General features: G+C 73.0%; 18 protein-coding genes. 8 read left to right on the top strand and 10 right to left on the bottom strand.

All coding sequences use genetic code 11. The features are described from left to right. Positions 1-4: 4 nt before the first annotated feature. The 3 genes from ACIBG7_RS25565 to purU are packed head-to-tail and all read left to right on the top strand — an operon-like array spanning position 5 to position 4116. Positions 5-904 (top strand): LysR family transcriptional regulator, encoded by a 900-nt coding sequence (locus ACIBG7_RS25565; RefSeq protein WP_397337804.1) that lies wholly within the window; start codon positions 5-7, stop codon positions 902-904. Positions 905-913: 9 nt separating this feature from the next. After that, entirely contained in the window at positions 914-3289 is a 2376-nt protein-coding gene (locus ACIBG7_RS25560) for an FAD-dependent oxidoreductase (protein ID WP_397337803.1), read from the top strand. Next, complete coding sequence (purU, locus tag ACIBG7_RS25555) at positions 3286-4116, top strand: formyltetrahydrofolate deformylase (protein WP_357933511.1); 831 nt, start codon at positions 3286-3288, stop codon at positions 4114-4116. Before ACIBG7_RS25560 ends, purU begins: the two co-directional genes overlap by 4 nt. Positions 4117-4474: 358 nt before the next feature. Here the strand turns inward: purU and ACIBG7_RS25550 are convergent, their stop codons facing one another. Both ACIBG7_RS25550 and ACIBG7_RS25545 read right to left on the bottom strand, forming a co-directional pair. Further along, entirely contained in the window at positions 4475-5251 is a 777-nt protein-coding gene (locus tag ACIBG7_RS25550) for an ABC transporter permease (RefSeq protein WP_397337802.1), read from the bottom strand. Further along, the gene (locus ACIBG7_RS25545; protein ID WP_397337801.1) at positions 5248-6228 is read right to left on the bottom strand and encodes an ATP-binding cassette domain-containing protein; all 981 of its coding nucleotides are present in this window, start codon (positions 6226-6228) and stop codon (positions 5248-5250) included. Before ACIBG7_RS25545 ends, ACIBG7_RS25550 begins: the two co-directional genes overlap by 4 nt. 47 nt (positions 6229-6275) lie before the next feature. Between ACIBG7_RS25545 and ACIBG7_RS25540 the strand changes: the two genes are divergently transcribed. Next, positions 6276-7019 (top strand): TetR/AcrR family transcriptional regulator, encoded by a 744-nt coding sequence (locus ACIBG7_RS25540; RefSeq protein WP_397337800.1) that lies wholly within the window; start codon positions 6276-6278, stop codon positions 7017-7019. A 28-nt stretch (positions 7020-7047) separates the two neighbouring features. Here ACIBG7_RS25540 and ACIBG7_RS25535 read toward each other — a convergent pair whose 3' ends face one another. Genes ACIBG7_RS25535 through ACIBG7_RS25520 form a run of 4 tightly spaced genes read right to left on the bottom strand, consistent with a single transcriptional unit; the run spans position 7048 to position 10517 of the window. Continuing rightward, entirely contained in the window at positions 7048-7692 is a 645-nt protein-coding gene (locus ACIBG7_RS25535; RefSeq protein WP_357933522.1) for a response regulator transcription factor, read from the bottom strand. After that, positions 7683-8804 (bottom strand): sensor histidine kinase, encoded by a 1122-nt coding sequence (locus tag ACIBG7_RS25530; protein ID WP_397337799.1) that lies wholly within the window; start codon positions 8802-8804, stop codon positions 7683-7685. The genes ACIBG7_RS25535 and ACIBG7_RS25530 overlap by 10 nt, the downstream gene beginning before the upstream one ends. Before the next feature lie 10 nt (positions 8805-8814). Continuing rightward, positions 8815-9603 (bottom strand): ABC transporter permease, encoded by a 789-nt coding sequence (locus tag ACIBG7_RS25525; protein ID WP_397337798.1) that lies wholly within the window; start codon positions 9601-9603, stop codon positions 8815-8817. Further along, complete coding sequence (locus ACIBG7_RS25520) at positions 9600-10517, bottom strand: ATP-binding cassette domain-containing protein (RefSeq protein WP_397337797.1); 918 nt, start codon at positions 10515-10517, stop codon at positions 9600-9602. The genes ACIBG7_RS25525 and ACIBG7_RS25520 overlap by 4 nt, the downstream gene beginning before the upstream one ends. Positions 10518-10646: 129 nt before the next feature. Here ACIBG7_RS25520 and ACIBG7_RS25515 point away from each other — a divergent pair, with 129 nt between their 5' ends. Further along, a complete protein-coding gene (locus ACIBG7_RS25515; protein WP_357933533.1) occupies positions 10647-10997 on the top strand; it encodes a VOC family protein in 351 nt (116 codons plus the stop codon). Here the strand turns inward: ACIBG7_RS25515 and ACIBG7_RS25510 are convergent, their stop codons facing one another. Genes ACIBG7_RS25510 through ACIBG7_RS25495 form a run of 4 tightly spaced genes read right to left on the bottom strand, consistent with a single transcriptional unit; the run spans position 10998 to position 14909 of the window. Beyond that, positions 10998-11597: a TIGR03086 family metal-binding protein gene (locus ACIBG7_RS25510; RefSeq protein ID WP_397337796.1), complete on the bottom strand. Its 600-nt coding sequence runs from the start codon at positions 11595-11597 to the stop codon at positions 10998-11000. Further along, positions 11594-12397 carry a helix-turn-helix domain-containing protein gene (locus tag ACIBG7_RS25505; protein WP_397337795.1) on the bottom strand — a complete coding sequence of 268 codons (804 nt, stop codon included), beginning with the start codon at positions 12395-12397 and terminating at the stop codon, positions 11594-11596. The genes ACIBG7_RS25510 and ACIBG7_RS25505 overlap by 4 nt, the downstream gene beginning before the upstream one ends. Beyond that, the gene (locus ACIBG7_RS25500; RefSeq protein WP_397337794.1) at positions 12394-12864 is read right to left on the bottom strand and encodes an NUDIX hydrolase; all 471 of its coding nucleotides are present in this window, start codon (positions 12862-12864) and stop codon (positions 12394-12396) included. Before ACIBG7_RS25500 ends, ACIBG7_RS25505 begins: the two co-directional genes overlap by 4 nt. Continuing rightward, the gene (locus tag ACIBG7_RS25495) at positions 12861-14909 is read right to left on the bottom strand and encodes a prolyl oligopeptidase family serine peptidase (protein WP_357933544.1); all 2049 of its coding nucleotides are present in this window, start codon (positions 14907-14909) and stop codon (positions 12861-12863) included. Before ACIBG7_RS25495 ends, ACIBG7_RS25500 begins: the two co-directional genes overlap by 4 nt. A gap of 346 nt (positions 14910-15255) precedes the next feature. Between ACIBG7_RS25495 and ACIBG7_RS25490 the strand changes: the two genes are divergently transcribed. The 3 genes from ACIBG7_RS25490 (at position 15256) to ACIBG7_RS25480 (ending at position 18082) form a co-directional block, all read left to right on the top strand. Beyond that, positions 15256-15762 carry an HNH endonuclease gene (locus tag ACIBG7_RS25490; RefSeq protein ID WP_357933547.1) on the top strand — a complete coding sequence of 169 codons (507 nt, stop codon included), beginning with the start codon at positions 15256-15258 and terminating at the stop codon, positions 15760-15762. A gap of 24 nt (positions 15763-15786) precedes the next feature. Beyond that, positions 15787-16599 carry a GNAT family N-acetyltransferase gene (locus tag ACIBG7_RS25485; RefSeq protein WP_397337793.1) on the top strand — a complete coding sequence of 271 codons (813 nt, stop codon included), beginning with the start codon at positions 15787-15789 and terminating at the stop codon, positions 16597-16599. 127 nt (positions 16600-16726) lie between these two features. Next, positions 16727-18082 (top strand): erythromycin esterase family protein, encoded by a 1356-nt coding sequence (locus tag ACIBG7_RS25480; protein WP_357933552.1) that lies wholly within the window; start codon positions 16727-16729, stop codon positions 18080-18082. The last annotated feature ends 34 nt before the right edge of the window (positions 18083-18116 follow it).

Here is an 18116-nt window from a genome sequence, read left to right as displayed (position 1 = left end):
CGACATGCAGCTCAACCTGCACCGGCTCTGGATCTTCATGACGGTGGTGGAGTGCGGCGGCTTCTCGGCCGCCGCGCAGAAGCTCTACCTCAGCCAGCCGTCGGTCTCCCACCAGGTCAGGCAGCTTGAGCAGGCACTGCGCACCACCCTGATCGACCGCAGCGGGGCCCGCATCCGGCTCACCCCGGAGGGCGAGGTCATGCTGGAGTACGCCAAGCGCGTCTTCCTGCTGGCCGACGAGGCCGTCGCGGCCATCCGCCAGGTCTCCGGCCTGCAGACCGGGACGCTGGTCGCGGGAGGCACCACCACCGTCGGCACCTACCTCCTGCCGCCGCTGCTGGCCGCCTTCCGCGACCGCCACCCCGGCATCGAGATCGGCATCCGGACCGGCAACGGCCAGCAAGTCGAGCGCGGCCTGGTCGACGGCGAGATCGGCGTCGCGGTGCTGGCCGGGGTGCCCACCGCCGCCCAGCTCGTCAGCGAGCCGATCCTGGAGGACCGGCTGGTCCTCATCACCCAGCCCGGCCACCGCCTGGCCGGCGCGGGTACGGCGGAGCCGGGCGAACTGGCCGGCGAGCGCTTCCTCATCCGCGAGCCCGGCTCCTCCACCCGCGACCTGCAGGAGCAGGCCATGGAGACGTGGGGGCTCAAGGACCGCGCCGAGATCTGGGGACCCGAGACGATCAAGCAGGCGGTCGCCGCCGGGCTCGGCGTCTCGCTGGTCTCCGAGCACTGCGTCGAGCAGGAACTGGCCGACGGGCGGCTGGCGGCGGTCGAGATCACCCCCGCACCCAAGCCCCGGCCGATCGTGCTGGCCCACCGCCGCGACCGGCTGCTCGGGCCCGCCGAACAAGCCTTCATCGCCATGTTGCGCAACCTCCGCGCCTGGCCCCGGAAAACATAGGGATCTTTCGTGAAGAATGGCGTTCTCCCGCTACGTGCGCAGGTTGTCATCGTCGGCGGGGGCATCGCCGGCTGCAGCGTCGCCTACCACCTGGCCGAGCTCGGCTGGACCGACGTCGTCCTGCTGGAGCAGGGCCAGCTCTCCTGTGGCACCACCTGGCACGCCGCCGGCCTGGTCGGCCAGCTCCGAAGCACCGAGTCGATGACGCGCCTGATCCAGTACAGCACCGACCTGTACGGCAGGCTGGAGGCCGAGACCGGCTTCGGCACCGGCTGGAAGCAGTGCGGCAGCGTCAGCGTCGCCCGCACCCCCGAACGCATGACCCAGCTCCGCCGCACCGCCGCCCAGGCCCGCACCTACGGCATCACCGCCGAGGTCGTCTCGCCCGCCGAGGCCGCCGAGCTGTGGCCGGTCATGCGCACCGACGACCTGGTCGGCGCGGTCTGGCTGCCCGGCGACGGCAAGGCCAACCCCGCCGACCTCACCCAGGCGCTCGCCCGCGGCGCCCAGCGGCACGGCGTCCAGGTCGTCGAGCGCCTCCGCGTCCTGGACACCGTCGTGCGCGACGGACGGGTGCACGGCGTGCACACCTCAGAAGGCTTCATCGAGTGCGAGGTCCTGGTCAACTGCGCCGGCCAGTGGGCCCGCGAGCTCGGCCGGCAGGCCGGCGTCACCGTGCCGCTGCACTCGGCCGAGCACTACTACATCGTCACCGCCCCGATCGACGGCGTCCGGCCCGACCTGCCGGTCCTGCGCGACCCGGACGGCTACGCCTACTTCAAGGAAGAGGTCGGCGGCCTGGTCGTCGGCGGCTTCGAGCCCGACGCCAAACCGTGGGGGATGGACGGCATCCCGCACCCCTTCGAGTTCCAGCTCCTCGACGAGGACTGGGACCAGTTCTCGATCATCATGGAGAACGCCGTCCAGCGGGTGCCCGCCCTGGAGTCCACCGGCGTGCGCATGTTCTACAACGGGCCCGAGAGCTTCACCCCCGACAACATGTTCCTGCTCGGCGAGGCCCCCGCGGTGGCGGGCTACTTCGTCGCCGCGGGCTTCAACTCCGCCGGCATCGCCTCGGCCGGCGGGGCGGGCCGGGCGCTGGCCGAATGGATCGTCAACGGCAGCCCCACCAGCGACCTGTGGCCCGCCGACCTGCGGCGCTTCGCCCCCTGGGCGGGCAACCCGGCCTGGCTGCGCGAGCGCGTCACCGAGACGCTCGGGCTGCACTACGCCATGTCGTGGCCCAACCGCGAGCTGGAGACCGCCCGGCCGCTCCGCCGCTCGCCGGTCCACCACCTGCTGGCCGCCTCGGGGGCGTGCTTCGGGTCGAAGATGGGGTGGGAGCGGGTCAGCTACTTCGGGCCGGCGGCGCCGTACACCTTCGAGCGGCCCGAATGGCAGGCGCACGTGGACGCCGAGGTCACGGCCTGCCGCACCGGTGCGGCCCTGTTCGACCAGACCTCCTTCGCCAAGTTCGTGCTGAAGGGGCCGGACGCCTGCCAGGTGCTGCGCCGGTTGTGCTGCGCCGAGGTGGACGTCGAGGTCGGGCGGGTGGTCTACACCGGGATGCTCAACGACCGGGGCGGCTACGAGTCCGACCTCACGCTCACCCGCGTCGCGCGGGACGAGTACCTCGTCGTCAGCGGCTCGGCGCAGGCCACCCGCGACTTCGACCACCTGTCCAAGGGCATCGGCGACCAGCGCGCGGTCCTGGTGGACGTCACCAGCGCCTACGCGGTCTTCGGCGTGATGGGACCGGAGTCGCGCTCCATCCTGCAGTCGCTGTCCAGCGCCGACTTCACCGCCTTCGACTTCGGCACCTCCCGGCTGGTGGACCTCGGGCACGCCACCGTGCGGGCCACCCGCGTCACCTACGTCGGCGAGCTCGGCTGGGAGCTCTACGTGCCCAGCGAGTTCGCCGTGACCGTCTACGAGACCCTGCTCGGCACCGGCCGGCTCACCCAGGCCGGCTACTACGCCATCGAGGCCATGCGCCTGGAGAAGGGCTACCGCGCCTGGGGCCGCGAGCTCGGACCCGACCTCACCCCCGCCGAAGCCGGGCTCCGCTTCACCTGCCGGCCCGGCGGCGGCTACCGCGGCGCCGAGCGCGCCCTGACCGCACCCGCCCGGCGCGTCGTCTCCCTCACCGTCGACGACCCGGCCGCCCACCTGTGGGGAGGCGAGTCCCTCCTCACCGACGCGGGGCCGGTAGGCTACGTCACCTCCGCCGCCTACAGTCCGACCCTGGGCCGGGTGGTCGCGCTCGCCGTCGTCGCCGAGCCGCTGCCGGGAAAGGTCCAGGTCGACCTGGCCGGGGCCCTGTACCCTGCCCAGATCAGCCTGAAGGCTCCGTACGATCCGACCTCCTCGAGGGTGAAGGCATGACCGACGCCGAATACGTTCTGACCCTGTCGTGTCCCGACCGGCCCGGCGTCGTCGCCGCCGTCTCCGGACTCCTGGCCGAACAGGGCTGCAACATCACCGAGAGCCAGCAGTTCGGCGCCGAGCGCTTCTACATGCGGGTCCAGTTCACCTCACCCGTGACCGAAGACGTCCTGCGTACGGCTCTCGCCGGGCTCGGCATGGAGTTCACCCTGCGCGACCTCGCGGTCAAGCCGCGCGTGCTCATCATGGTCAGCAAGTTCGACCACTGCCTCAACGACCTGCTCTACCGGGTGCGCTCCGGGGCGCTCGACATCGAGATCGTGGCCGTCGTCTCCAACCACCCCGACCTGCGGCCCCTCACCCAGTCGTACGGCATCGACTACCACCACCTGCCGGTCACCCCCGAGACCAAGCCCCGGCAGGAAGCCGAGGTGCTCACCCTCGTCGAGCACTACCAGGCCGACCTCGTGGTTCTGGCGCGGTACATGCAGGTGCTCTCCGAGGACCTCTGCGCCAAGCTCGCCGGGCGGGCGATCAACATCCACCACAGCTTCCTGCCGTCCTTCAAGGGCGCCAAGCCCTACCACCAGGCGTACGCCCGCGGCGTCAAGCTCATCGGGGCCACCGCGCACTACGTGACCTCCGACCTGGACGAGGGGCCGATCATCGAGCAGGAGGTCGCCCGGGTCACCCACAGCCACTCACCCCAGGACCTCGTCGCCATCGGCCGGGACGTGGAGTGCGTCGCCCTGGCCCGCGCGGTCAAGTGGCACACCGAGCAGCGTGTCGTGCTCGACGGCCACAAAACCATCGTCTTCCACCGCTGACCAACCACGGTCCTCCCTTCCCGGGCCCTGCCCGGTGTGGGGGGCCGCCTCCGGCTGCCCCCCACACCCCCGAGGCGAGGGGCCTACCGGCCCCTCGCGCTCCCCGAGAGTGAGGGTGTTTCACCGCGGGAAACCGCTAGCCGGCTCGGAAAGTCTCCAGCACAGGAGCTCCCGGACAGCCCGCACGTTGCCGAGCCCGAGGACAGCGGGCATTGCCCCGCATGCAGCCTGTCTACCGGCGGGGTAGGACGCCGATCTACGGGTCTTCCCCGACGTGCGTGCCCGTCGGGCCGACGGGCAAGGTCAGCCGCTCATGCTCCGCAGGAGGAGCCCACGAAGAGGCCGTCGGGAGCGATGGTCAGGAGGAGGTGCGGCGGCGGAAGAGGTGGGCGGCGAGGGGGACGCTGAGGACAACCGTGCCGCCCAGCCAGGCGGCGGCCACCCACCCCGAAGTGCCCAGGGGCTGGTCCAGGAGGAGGGAGCGGAGGGTGGCCACGATGGGGGTGACCGGCTGGTGGTAGGCGAACTCGCGCAAGGCGCCGGGCATGGTCTCGGCGGGGACGACGCCGTCGGACAGGTACGGCAGGAAGAGCACGACGAAGCTGAAGGCGCCGGCGGCCTGGGCGGAGCGGACGAGCAGCCCCCAGAGCACCGCCACCGAGGACAGCGCCAGGACGTAGCCGACGAGGACGACCAGCACCCAGGCCCAGTCGGTGAGTGAGGCGTCCGGCCGGAAGCCCAGGACGATCGCCGCGAGAAGGGCGAAGCCACAGGCCATGACGTTGCGGATGACCGAGGCCAGCACGTGTCCGGCGGGGACGGCCCAGGCGGCGATGGGCAGGGTGCGGAAGCGGTCGATCATGCCGCCGGTCATGTCCTCGGCGATGTTGACCGCGGTCAGGGCGGCGCCGTACCCGCCGGACATGAGCAGGACGGCCGGGACGACGAAGTCGATGTAGGCCAGCCCGCTGGAGCCGGTGGTGATCGCGCCGCCGAAGACGTAGACGAACAACACCATGATGATCACCGGCAGGGCGGTGTTCACGATCAGGCCGTCGAGGATGCGGGTCTCGCGGCGCAGGTTGCGGCCGACCAGGCGGTACAGGTCGCCGCCCGTGGTCAGGGCGGTGCTCATCCGGTGCCTCCGCTGCGGGGTAGGGGGGTCGCCGCGGTGGCGGCGGTGAGGGTGAAGAAGACGTCGTCGAGGGTGGGGGTGCGCAGTTCCACCCGCTCGACCGGGATGCCGTCGCGGTGGAGCAGGTCGAGGGTGCGGCGGAGGTGGTCGGAGTCCTGAAGGCCCAGCGTCAGCCCGCCGGGTCCGGGGCGAGAGGCCGGAGGGAGGCCGAGGACGGCCTCGGCGCGCGGCAGGTCCTCGCCGCGGGCCAGGTGCAGGACCAGCCGCTCGGCCCCGACCTGGCGCTTGAGGGCGGCGGGGGAGTCGTCGGCGACGACCCGGCCGCCGTTGATGACCACGACCCGGTCGGCGAGCTGGTCGGCCTCCTCCAGGTACTGGGTGGTGAGCAGGATGGTGGTGCCCGAGGCGAGCAGGTCGCGGATGACCGCCCACAGCTCGGCGCGGCTGCGCGGATCGAGCCCGGTGGTGGGTTCGTCGAGGAAGAGGATGCGCGGCTCGGAGACCATGCTGGCCGCGAGGTCGAGCCGGCGCCGCATGCCGCCGGAGTAGGTGGCCACCCGGCGGCCGGCCGCGCCGGCCAGGTCGAAGCGGTCGAGCAGTTCCTGGGCCCGCTGCCGGGCCCGCCTGCGGCCCAGGTGGTAGAGGCCGGCGAAGAGTTCGAGGTTCTCCCGGCCGGTGAGCAGGTCGTCGACGGTGGCCTGCTGCGCGGTCAGGCCGATGGTCCGGCGTACGGCGGCGCCCTGGCGGCTGACGTCGAAGCCGCCGACGCTGGCGCTCCCGGCGTCGGGGCGCAGCAGCGTGGTGAGGATGCGGACGGTGGTGGTCTTGCCCGAGCCGTTGGGGCCGAGCAGGGCCAGGAGCGAGCCGGTGGGCACGGTCAGGTCGATCCCGTCGAGGACGCGGGTCGTCCCGAAGGCTTTGACCAGGCCCCGGGCGGAAATGGAATCTGTGAGCGCCTTACTGTGTAGGCCATTCATAGTTTCAAGATACTGCACAATCCAGGGAGTGGGTCAAGGGAGGTGCGATGGAAGAGCAGCGGTCGCTGCCGTCCGTGGTGGAGCGCATGTGGGGCCGGGAGCCGGTGAACCGGCGAGGGCCGCGACCGCGGCTGGACCTGGCGACGATCACCACCGCGGCCATCGAGCTCGCCGACGCCGACGGGCTCGCGGGGGTGTCGATGGCGAACGTCGCCTCCCGCGTCGGGGTCGCCGCGACCGCGCTCTACCGGTACGTGGACAGCAAGGAGGACCTGCTCACCGCGATGGCCGACGCGGTCGCCCCGCCGCCGCCCGAGCCGGGGGAGTCGGCCTGGCGGGAGTACCTCGCGCTCTGGACCAGGCAGCAGCGGGACGCCCTGCTGGAGCACCCCTGGCTGCTGTCGGTCAGCATGCTCGTGCCGCCGCTCGGGCCGCGGCGGCTGCTCTGGCTCGACCGGGCGCTTGCCGTACTGGAGGGCACGGGGCTCGACCACGGCGAGCGGGTCAACGTGGCCAGCGCGCTCACCGGGTACGCGCTCACCGACGCCGCGGTCGTGCGCGGCAGCGGGGGGCCACCGGTGGCCGGGTCGGAGATCAGCGGAGCCGAGGAGTACGGCGAGGTGCTGGCCGACCTGGTGGATCCGGCGGGCTATCCGGCACTGTCGGCGGCGATGCGCGCCGGGGCGATGCGCGGGGCGGTGGGCTGGGTGCAGGACGAGGACTTCACCTTCGGGCTCGACCTGCTCCTCGACGGCATCGAAGCCCTGATCCGCCGCCGAGCCACCACCTGACGCCCGCGGTCACCGGCCGCTGCGGCGGTCAGGAGTCCAGGTAGCGCAGGATGGCCAGCACCCGGCGACTGTAGCTCGGATCCCGTTCCAGCTCCAGCTTGTCCATGATCGCGTTGACGTGCTTCTCGACCGTGCTCAACGACACGTGCAGCCGCTCGGCGACGGCCGCGTTCACATACCCCTGGGCGAGGTGACGCAGCACCTCCACCTCCCGAGGGCTCAACCGGCCGAGCAACTCCCCGCGCGAGCTCCGGGCCAGCAGTTGCCGCACCACCTCGGGATCGAAGACCGCGCCCCCGGACCGCACCCGCTCCAGCGACTCCAGGAACTCCGCCACCTCGGACACCCGGTCCTTGAGCAGGTACCCCACCCCGGCGGTGTCCCCGGTCAGGAGCCGGGCCGCGTAGGTCTTCTCCACGTACTGCGACAGCACCAGCACGCCCACCCCGGGCCGGCGCGAGCGGATCTCCAGCGCCGCCCGCAGCCCCTCGTCGGTGTGCGTGGGCGGCATCCGCACGTCCACCACCGCGACGTCGGGCGGCTCCCGCTCCACCGCGGCTAGCAACGCCTCGCCGTCGCCCACCGCGGCCAGCACCGTGTGCCCGGCCTCGTCGAGCAGCCGGACCAGCCCCTCGCGCAGGAGCACGGAGTCGTCGGCCAGGATCACCCGCACGGCGCCGCCTTCGGAAGCGCCGCGGCGATCCGCGTGGGGCCGCCCGGCGGGCTCTGGACGGTGAACCGGCCGTCGAGGGCCAGCACCCGGCGCTCCAGGCCGGACAGCCCGCCGCCGGCCGGGTCGGCGCCGCCCCGGCCGTCGTCGGAGATCTCCACCGAGACCGTGCGCTCGTCTTCGCTCACGACCACCAGGATGTCACCCGCGCCGGCGTGCTTGATCGCGTTGGTGATCGCCTCGCGGGCGACGAAGTACAGGGCGGTCTCGACCTCGGGCGCGGGCGGGCCGGCCAGGCGGTAGTGGACGGTCACCGGCACCCCCGCCCGCTCGGCCACCCCGGCGAGGGCCGAGCGCAGGCCCAGCTCGTCCAAGGCCGTGGGGTAGATCCGCCAGGCCACGCTGCGCAGCTCGTCCAGGAGCTGCCTGGCCTCGGTGTAGGCCTGGTCGACCAGGTCGGGGCGGGCCGTCCCGGCCTTGGCCCGGCCCAGCAGCATCGCCAGCGCCACCGCGCGCTGCTGGACCCCGTCGTGCAGGTCGCGCTCGATCCGCCGCCGCTCGTCGTCCACCGCGCGGACGATCCCGGCCCTGGTGACGGTCAGTTCGGTGATCCGCCGCCGCAGGAGCTCGTCCGTCCCCGGCCCGAGCATCCGGTCGGCCAGCCGCCGCTCGGCCGCCGCGACCACCAGGGCCAGCGCGGCGACGAAGGCCAGCAGCGCCACCCCGCCGGTCAGCCCGAGCGCCCAGCTGCTGGTGATCAGCTTCACGCCGGGCAGCTCGATCGGCACCGCGTGCGCGCGGCCCAGCACGAGGTCCCACAGCCCGCCCCCGACCAGGAGCACCGCCAGGAACAGTCCTGCCGCGCAGCCGTACCCGCCGGCGACGCCGAGCGCCCCGCGCGCCACCAGGAAGCCGAACCCGCCGGCCGCCTCCTCCGGAGCCCGGTGGCCGAGCCAGCGCGCCAGCCGGGCCCGCTCCAGGCGCAGGAACCACCCGAGGCCCCGCCGTACGGCAGGCAGCCGCGACGCGGGCCACGCCACCAGGGCGAAGGCCAGCTCGGCGACACCGAGCACGAACCCGAGCAACACCCCCGTCAGGGGCCGGAGAAGCGACACGGCCCCGAGCCTAGGCGTCCCGGCGGCGCAGCACGACAAACCCGGCAACGACCGCCAAACCAGTCCAGAGCACCAGCCAGCCGAAGCCTTCCCCGGCCGAGTACGGCAACGGCCCGCCGATGAGGTTCTCGGTGCTCTCCATGAACGCCAGCCCGGCGAACAGCGGCATCCGCAGCGACACCTCGACCGCCACCTGGCTCCCGGTCATCAGCACCATGAGCGGCAGCCCGAGCAGCGCCATGAACACCACCGTCAGCGTCCCGGCCGCGCTGCGCAGCGCCAGCCCGACCCCGAGCGTCAGCACCCCGGTCAGCGCGAAGTACGCGCCCACCCGCAGCACGTCCAGCGCCGTCTCACCCGGCGGCAGCACCCCCGAGTGCTCGAAGGCCTCCAGCGACAGCACCAGATGGACGACGACCGCCGACACCAGCGCCGACACCACCCCGGCGACCGCCAGCACCACGGCCACGACCACCGCCTTGGCCCCGAGCACCACGCCACGCGCCGGGACCGCCTGCAGCGTCGCCCGGATGCTCCCGGAGGCGTACTCGGCGGTCACCGCCAGCATGGCCAGCGCCACCAGCGCGAACTGGGCGAACACCGTGGCCGAGACGGCCGCCTCGCCGCCCTCGATCGCCGCCGCCGTGCCCCGGCGCAACGCCTCGGTCGCCGCCCCCGCGCCGAGCGTCAGCGCGCTCAGCACCATGAGCGCCAGTGCGGACAGCAGGCACCACCAGGTCGAGCGCACCGACCACAGCTTGCCCCACTCCGCCGCCACCACCTGGCCGAACACCCTCATCCTCGCACCCTCTCCCCGGCGCCGAACTCGACGCTGCCCTCGGTCAGCTCCTGGTAGGCCTGCTCCAGCGACGCCTCGCGCCCGCGCAGCTCGTGCACCCGGATGCCCGCCTCGAAGGCCAGGTCCCCGACCCCCTCCACGCTCATCCCGGTGGCCACCACCTCGTGCTCGGCGGTCCGCTCCGCCTCGGCGCCCGCCGCGCGCAGCCGCTCCGCCAGCTCCCCGGCGTGCGGGCTGCGCACCACCACGGCGGTCAGCGAACTGCGCGCCAGCACCTCGCGCAGCGGCGCGTCCACCAGCAGCCGCCCCTTGCCGATCACCACCAGGTGGTCGGCGGTCTGCTGCATCTCGCTCATCAGGTGGCTCGACACGAACACCGTGCGGCCCTCGGCGGCCAGCGACCGCATCAGCCCGCGCACCCAGCGCACCCCGTCCGGGTCGAGCCCGTTGACCGGCTCGTCGAACATCAGCACCGGCGGGTCCCCGAGCAGCGCCGCGGCGATGCCCAGCCGCTGGCTCATGCCGAGCGACAGCGCCCCGGCCCGCCGCCGGGCCGCCGCGCCCATCCCGACCTCCTCCAGCACCTCGTCCACCCGCCGCCGCGGAATGCCGTTGGCGCGGGCCAGCGCGACCAGGTGCGCGTGCCCGCTGCGCCCCGGATGCACCGCGCGCGCGTCCAGCAGCGCGCCGACCGTCCGCAGCGGGTTCACCAGGCTCCGGTACGGCCGGCCGCCCACCAGCGCGTGCCCCGCGCTGGGCCGGTCGAGCCCGAGGATCAGGCGCATCGTGGTCGATTTGCCGGCCCCGTTGGGCCCCAGGAAGCCGGTCACCTTGCCGGTGGCCAGGTCGAGGCTCAGCTCGTCCACCGCCACCCGGTCCCCGTAGCGCTTGCTCAGGTTCTTGAGACTGATCACCCAGGTCACGCTAGGTGCGCCGGGCCCGCCCGGCCATGGTGGCGATCCGCAGACCTCGATGGCGGAAAACCGTATCGCCAGGTCAGATTCGTCCAAGACCCGGCCCGGCCGCCGCGCGAGACTGAGGGCATGACTCAGACCGTTTACGCCCTGGCCCGTTACCGCGACTGCGCCGCCGCGGTCGACTTCCTCGTGGCCGCCTTCGGCTTCGAGGCCACCGAGACGTCCAAGAACGCCGAAGGCGTCCTGTCCCACGCCGAGCTCCGCGCCGGCGACGACAAGATCATGCTGGGTCTCGGCGCGCCCGGCGGTCCCGGCATCTACGTCGCCGTCGACGACCCCGACGCGCACTGCGAGCGGGCGCGAGCCGCCGGCGCGAAGATCACCATGGAGCTGGTCGACCAGCCGTACGGCTCGCGCGAGTACGCCTGCGAGGACCCCGAGGGCAACCCGTGGTACTTCGGCACCTACCGGAGCTGACTACCCGGCCCGCTCCGGGCTCCAGTCCGGCCGCCGCCCGAGGTGGGCGACGATCCGGTCGAGCACCGGCGCGTCCTCGGCCACCGGCACGCCGCGCACGAACGCCTTGCCGGGCGGCCTGGCCTCGGCGGTGTCCGGTACGGCCAGCGTCAGCGGCAGGCAGGCCGCCAGCAGGTCCTCGTCGAACCGCGGCGGCACGCCCACCGCCTTGGCCAGGTCCCAGCCGTGCACCACGCAGTCGATGAAGTGGAACCCGATCGCCAGCCGGGCCGGGATGGGCGCGCTGGTGCGCACCTCGGGCAACCAGAACGCGCGTTCCAGCACCCCGAGTTCGGCGAAGGCCGCCACCACCGCGCGGGCGGAGGCGGGGTAGTCGCCCAGCGAGGTCATCGGCTTCGGCTGCCAGAAGGCCAGCTCCGACGGCTGCCCCGAGGCGGCGAAGGCGAAGCCGTGGTTCTGCACGATCTGGTGCTCCACCAGGTCCCGCACGGTCCAGCCGGCGCACGGCGTGGGCCGGTCGAGGTCGGCCTCGCTCAACCCCGCCACCAGGCCGACCGTGACGTCCACCGACCGCCGGTTAAGCCGCACAATGTCGCTCATAGCGCGACACTAGCCTGCGGCCCGCGGTCTCGATCAAGGCCGATGGGCACGAACCGGCCGGGCGGCGCCCCGGCGAGCGCCCGGAACTCGCGGTTGAGGTGCGCCTGGTCGAAGAAGCCGCACTCCGCCGCCACCTCGGCCGGCCGCCGTCCCGCCCGTACCAGGCCGAGCGCCCGGTCGAAGCGGATGATCCGCGCCGCCGCCTTGGGCGCCAGCCCGATCCCGTCGTGGAAGCGCGCCACCAGGTGCCGGTGACTCCACTCCAGCTCAGCGGCCAGCTCCGCCACCGCCGCCCGGCCGCCCGAGCGCACCAACCGCCCCCACGCCCACGCGATCTCCGGCCGGGTCGCCGGACCCTCCGCCAGCCTCGCCCCGACCAGTTCCTCCACCAGCGTCAGCCGTCCCGCCCAGGACGGCTCCGCCGCCAGCCGCGCGGACACCGCCCGCGACCACCCGCCCAGCACCTCGTCGGCCGGCACGGTCAGGTTCGTCAGCTCGCTCATCGGCACGCCCAGCAACCGGCGCGCCCCGAGCGGGGTGAGCATGACCTCCACGCCCTCCGTCGGCCCGCTGATCCGCGTAGCCGTGGCCCGGTCGGTCAGCCCGCCGGTGAAGGAGGTGTACGGGACGCCGTCCACCTCCATGGCCGACTCGATACAGAAGATCAGCACCGACCCCGGGAAGGGCAGCTCGTCCCGCTCCAGCGGCGTGCCGTACTCCTCCCGGTAGGCGACCAGGCGCGTCACGAACGGGCGCAGTGACGCGCCTGGCGCCCGCCCGCTCATCCGCAACCCGGTCATGCTCCCAGGATGACTCGTTCCTGCGGTTCGTCGAAAGCCAGGTGCCCGGACGCGGGCCGCTCGGCGTGGAAGCGCAACGCGCTCTCCACCGTCGAGGACCGGTCGAGCCGGCCCACCTCGGCCAGCGGGAACCAGGCGGCCAGGTCGCTCGACCCGCCCACCTCGTGCCGCAGCTCCCCGCCCACGATCCGCGCGGCGTAGTAGAGCCGCACGGTGTGCAGGGGCCGGCCCTCCGGCGTCGTCCACACGATGGAGTCGACGCCCAGCAGCCCCTCGACCGCGATCTCGAAGCCGGTCTCCTCGGCCAGTTCGCGCACGACCGTGTCGTGCGGGTGCTCGCCGAACTCCACGCCGCCGCCCGGCATCGTCCAGTGCTTCTCGTCCACGCCGACGTAGCGGGTGAGCAGGATCTCCTCGTCGCGGAGGACGACCGCGTAGGCGGCCATCCTCCGCCGGCGCTCACTCACAGGCCGGTGTGCCTGGCGAGGAAGGTCAGCGTGTCGGCCGACAGGTCCACCGTGCGCGAGATCGACCGGGCGCCGTGCCCGACCTCGGTCTCGTTGCGCAGCAGGATCGGCCGGTCGCCGGCCTGGGCGTGCTGCAGCGCGGCGCACATCTTCCAGGCGTGCAGCGGATGCACCCGGGTGTCGGACTGGAAGACGGTGAACAACGTCGCCGGGTACTCCACGCCCTCGCGGACGTGGTGGTAGGGCGAGTAGGCGTGCAGCCAGCCGAAGCCCTCGGGGTCGGCGGCCGAGCCGTACTCCACGTTCCACGTCGCGCCCAGCCCGAACTGCTCGTAGCGCACCATGTCGAGCAGCGGCGCCGAGCAGACCACCGCGGCGTACAGGTCGGGGCGCTGGGTCAGCGCGGCGCCCACCAGCAGGCCGCCGTTGGAGCCGCCGGAGATGCCGAGCTGCTCCTTGGTGGTCACGCCGGTGGCGATGAGGTGCTCGGCGGCGGCGTGGAAGTCGTCGAAGACGTTCTGCTTGTGGCCGAGCATGCCGGCGCGGTGCCAGTCCTCGCCCTCCTCGCCGCCGCCGCGGAGCTGGGCGATCGCGTAGACGCCGCCGGCCTCGACCCAGCTCAGGATGGAGGCGGAGTAGCCGGGCGTCATCGAGATGCCGAAGCCGCCGTAGCCGTACAGGATGGTCGGGCGGGGACCCTCGCCCGAGGCGGGCGAGATGACCAGCATCCGCACCTCGGTGCCGTCCTTGGAGCGGTAGGAGACCTGCTCGGTGCGGACCGCGGGCACCTCGACGGCGCCGGGGGAGGCCGCCCACAGGGTGGTCTCGCCGGTACGCGCGTCGTAGCGCTGGATGGTGGGCGGGGTGGTGTTGTCGGTGTAGCCGAACCACGCCTCGTGGCCGCCCTCCGGACGCTCGGACAGGCCGCCGATGCTGCCCAGGCCCGGGGTCGGCACCTCGCCGAGGCGCTCGCCGGTGGCCAGGTCGTGCACGGTGATCTCGGAGATCGCGTGCCGCGTCCAGCCGACCAGCATCACCGGGCGCTCGACGTCGTCGAGCACGGCGAAGTCGCTCAGCACGGCCTCGGGGTCCTCCGGGACGAGGTCGCGCCACTCGGCCGGGCTGTCCGGCGAGGCCACCGCGATGCGGCCGCGCGGGGCGTCGCGGTCGGTGTGCACGTACAGCCGGCCGTCGCGGCCGAACCACAGCCCGGTGGTGGCGTCCACGCCCTCCTGGACCACGACCAGCTCGGGGGAGTCGGGCGAGGAGGCGGTGAGGTCGGCCACCCACACGTCGTTGCGCGGCGCCGTGCCCTCGTGCGCCGAGACCTGCAGCCAGCGGCCGTCCATGGAGACCGAGACGCCGTAGTAGTTGGTCATCTTCAGGCCCTCGCCGAAGATCATCACGTCGTCCTCGGTGGAGGTGCCGACGCGGTGCAGGTAGACCCGGCGGTGGAACTGCGACTCGCCCTCCGGCACCTCGGTCGAGGGCAGCCGGCGCACGTAGTAGAACGCCTCGCCGCCGGGCAACCAGGCCACGGGGGAGTAGCGGCAGCGGTCGATCGGCCCCTCGACGCGCTCGCCCGAGGTCACGTCGACGACGTAGAGCGCCGACTCCTCGTTGCCGCCCACCGAGATCTGGTAGGCCAGCAGGCGGCCCTCCTTGTCGGGCTGCACCGCGTCGAGCGTGGTCAGGCCGGAGGGGTCGAGCGCCATCGGGTCGACCAGGGCGCGCTCGGTGCCGTCGGGCTCGACCACGTAGTAGACCGCGTGCTCCTGCTCGGGCGTGCGGCGCGCGAAGAAGTGGCGCTCACCGCGCCAGCTCGGCACGCCGACCGAACCGGACTTCAGCAGCTCGGCGATGCGCTCCTTGAAGCGCTGCGGCTTGCTCTCGCGGCGGAACAGCTCCTCCTGCGCGAGCAGCCAGCCCTTGACCTCGGCGTCGTCGGGGTCTTCCAGCCAGCGGTACGGGTCGGGCACCGAGGTGCCATGCAGATCGTCGACGATCTCGCCACGGCGGGCTGTGGGGTACGGCTGTCGCGTCATGCTCAGGAGGCTATAGCGCGCGCGGCCCCGCCGAGGAGACCTTCGCTGCGGGCTGAGCCGCTCGCACCGGACGGGCGTAAAACCCTGGTCGAGTGGGCATAAATCCGACCGGGTCTTTCCCGCACGACATAAAAGGTGGCGGGAAAGACGCTGGTAACGACAGACTTGGGGAAGGACGGTGCCGTGGGATCCATCCGTCGGGCCGTCCGGCGGAGGTCCACGTGATGGAGTCGTCCGGGTCCCAGGAGGGGCCGCAAGTCCGGACATGCCACGGCATGTCCCCGAGGGGACACGCGTCGGCATGTCCCGGCTTCCTGATACTGAGGCATCAGAGGGGAGCCCTCTGATGCGACAAGTCCTGCTGTTGAACGCCACCTACGAACCGCTGACCACCCTCTCGCTGCACCGTGCCGTCATCCTGGTGCTCCGCGAGAAGGCCGACGTCGTGCACCGCGACGGCATGGGCGCGGTCCTGCGCTCGGCCACCTGCACGCTCGACGTGCCCTCGGTGATCCGGCTCAGACGATATGTCCGTATCCCTTACCGCTCGCGCATCCCGCTCACCCGGGCCGCGCTCATGCGGCGCGACGACTACCGCTGCGCCTACTGCGGGCAGCGGGCCGAGACCATCGACCACGTCATCCCCCGCTCCAAGGGCGGCACCCACACGTGGGAGAACTGCGTGGCCTCGTGCATGCCGTGCAACCACCGCAAGGCCGACAAGTTCCTGGAGGAGCTCGGCTGGTCCCTGCGGGTGGCGCCGGCCGTGCCGCGAGGGGCGCACTGGCGGCTCATCGGCGCCTCCCTGGTGGGCGACCCCCAGTGGGCGCCTTATCTGGAGGCGGCGGCCTAGGCCCGGATGGCACCATGGTGCGCCATGTGGACCTTCACCGACTCCGTCGCCGAGTACGCCCGTCATGCTGAGCCGTACCTGCTGAAGGACCCGGTCGCCAACACCGTCCCGCTGACCGTCCTGGCCAACCTCAAGGCGGGCGTGGCACACGGCGCCGACGGGCCCTACTTCGGCTGGTGGACCGAGGAGGGGGAGGTGCGGGGCGCGGTCTTCCGCACCCCGCCCTTCCCGCTCGGCCTGTCGGTCATGCCGGACCACGCGCTGCCCCCGCTGGTCGAGGCGCTCGCCGACCGCGAGCTGCCCTCCGTCAGCGGCCCGCGTGCCCTGGTCGACCGGCTCGCCGCCGCCCGCGGCTTCGACCGCCTGCGGCCCGAGCGGCTGTACGGCCTCGGCACCCTCGTCGAGCCCGCCGGCGTCCCGGGCTCCGGCCGGGTGGCCGCGGACGACGACCTCGCCCTGGTGACCCTGTGGGCGACGAGCTTCTCCACCGAGTCCGGCACCGACGTGGGCATCGACCTGTCCCAGCTCATGGCCAAGCGCCTCGCCCGTGGCGACATGGTGGTGTGGGAGACCGACGGCGAGCCGGTCGCCATGGCCGGTGTCTCACCCGCCGTCGGCGGGGTCTGCCGGATCGGCCCGGTCTACACCCCGCCCTCCGCGCGCAGGCGCGGGTACGGCAGCGCCGTCACCGCCTTCGCCAGCCGTCACGCGCTCGCCCACCGCTGCGAGCACCTCGTGCTCTTCACCGACCTGGCCAACCCGACCAGCAACAAGATCTACCAGTCGATCGGCTTCCGGCCCGTGGCCGACTACGCCAACGCCGGCCACACCCGCTGAGGCGGCCCGCGGAGGGTGTCCGGTAGGGCTGTCCCCCCTCTGACCTGGCCTGTTGGCAGGATCGAAGCCGCCGGCGCGGATCCGTACGTTGGTGACCACAGCACGAACACCGACCTGAGGATCCGTTTTGACGAACAACACTCTCCGCCGTACCGCCCCGATCACCCTGGCCCTGGCGGCCTGCCTGGCGGTCGCGGCCACCCCGGCGCTCGCCGGTCCCGCCCCCGCCGCCGCGCCCGTCGCGGCCGTCGCGGCCGGCGAGCCGGGCGACGCCCGGGTGGTGGCCGGCCTGGAGCGGCACGCCCAGGCGCTGCGCAGCACCCGGCCCGGCGGCCAGGCGCGCGACCTGCGGCCGCTGACGGAGATGATCAAGGGCGCCACCATCGTGGGCGTCGGCGAGGCCACGCACGGTTCCAAGGAGCTGTTCACCCTGCGCCACCGCATGTTCCGCCACCTGGTCGAGACGCAGGGCTTCACCACGCTGGCGCTGGAGGCGACCTGGTCGGCCGGCGTGCGGCTGGACGACTACGTGCGCACCGGCAAGGGCGACCTGCGGACGATCCTGACCGAGGAGTTCGAGAACGACTACGGCTCCTGGCGCACCCAGGAGTGGGCCGAACTGTACGAGTGGATGCGCGAGTACAACCGCACCGCCCCGAACAAGCTGCGGGTGATGGGCTTCGACATCGGCGACGTCCACCCCGGCCAGTACCAGCGCGTGCTGGCCTGGGCCGACCGGCACCAGCCCTCGCTCGCCCCCGAACTGCGCCGCCGCTACGCCGGCCTGCTCGCCCTGCCCGGCGGCACGGCCGAGCGGATGGCGGCCCTGGCCACCCTGCCCGCGCCGCGGCTGAAGGCGCTGGCCGAGGACGCCGAGGCGGCTTACCGCCTGCTGGAGAAGGCCGACCCGTACGTGGCGCAGGAGGCCAGGGTCATCGCCCAGATGGCGACCATGTACACGCTGGAGCCGCCCAAGCTGCACCTGCACCGCGACAAGGCGATGGCCGACAACACCGTCTGGTGGCAGCGCCACACCGGCACCAAGACCGTGGTGGCGGCGCACAACGGCCACGTCGGCTACGTCTCGGCCTTCCCGCAGCACTACCCGATCACCCAGGGCGCCTACCTGCGTTCCCTGGTCGGCGACTCCTACGTGGCGATCGGCACCACCATCAACGGCGGCCGGTTCCGCGCCATCGACCCCAAGACCGGCAAGGTCGGCGTCTTCGAGACCGGCGCCCCGGTCCCGGCCAGCAACGAGGCGGTCCTCGACCGGGTGCGGCACCGCGACTTCTACGTGGACCTGCGCCAGGCCCGCCGTACCCCGGCCACCGGCGCCTGGCTGGACACCGCCCGGCCCACCTTCAGCATCCCGGCCAGCTACGTGCCCGAGCACTTCAACCAGCCGCTCGCGCTGGGCCAGGCCTTCGACGTCGTGGCGCACCTGCACCGCGTGAAGCAGGCCACCCCGCTGAAGGGCTGACACCCCTGGAGGCACGCACCGCGGCGAAAGCCGG

The sequence above is a fragment of the Nonomuraea sp. NPDC050328 genome (genome assembly GCF_044459405.1).
Lineage (GTDB): Bacteria > Actinomycetota > Actinomycetes > Streptosporangiales > Streptosporangiaceae > Nonomuraea.
Note: the sequence above shows the minus strand (reverse complement) of the source record. Positions and strands in the feature narration are given on the sequence as shown.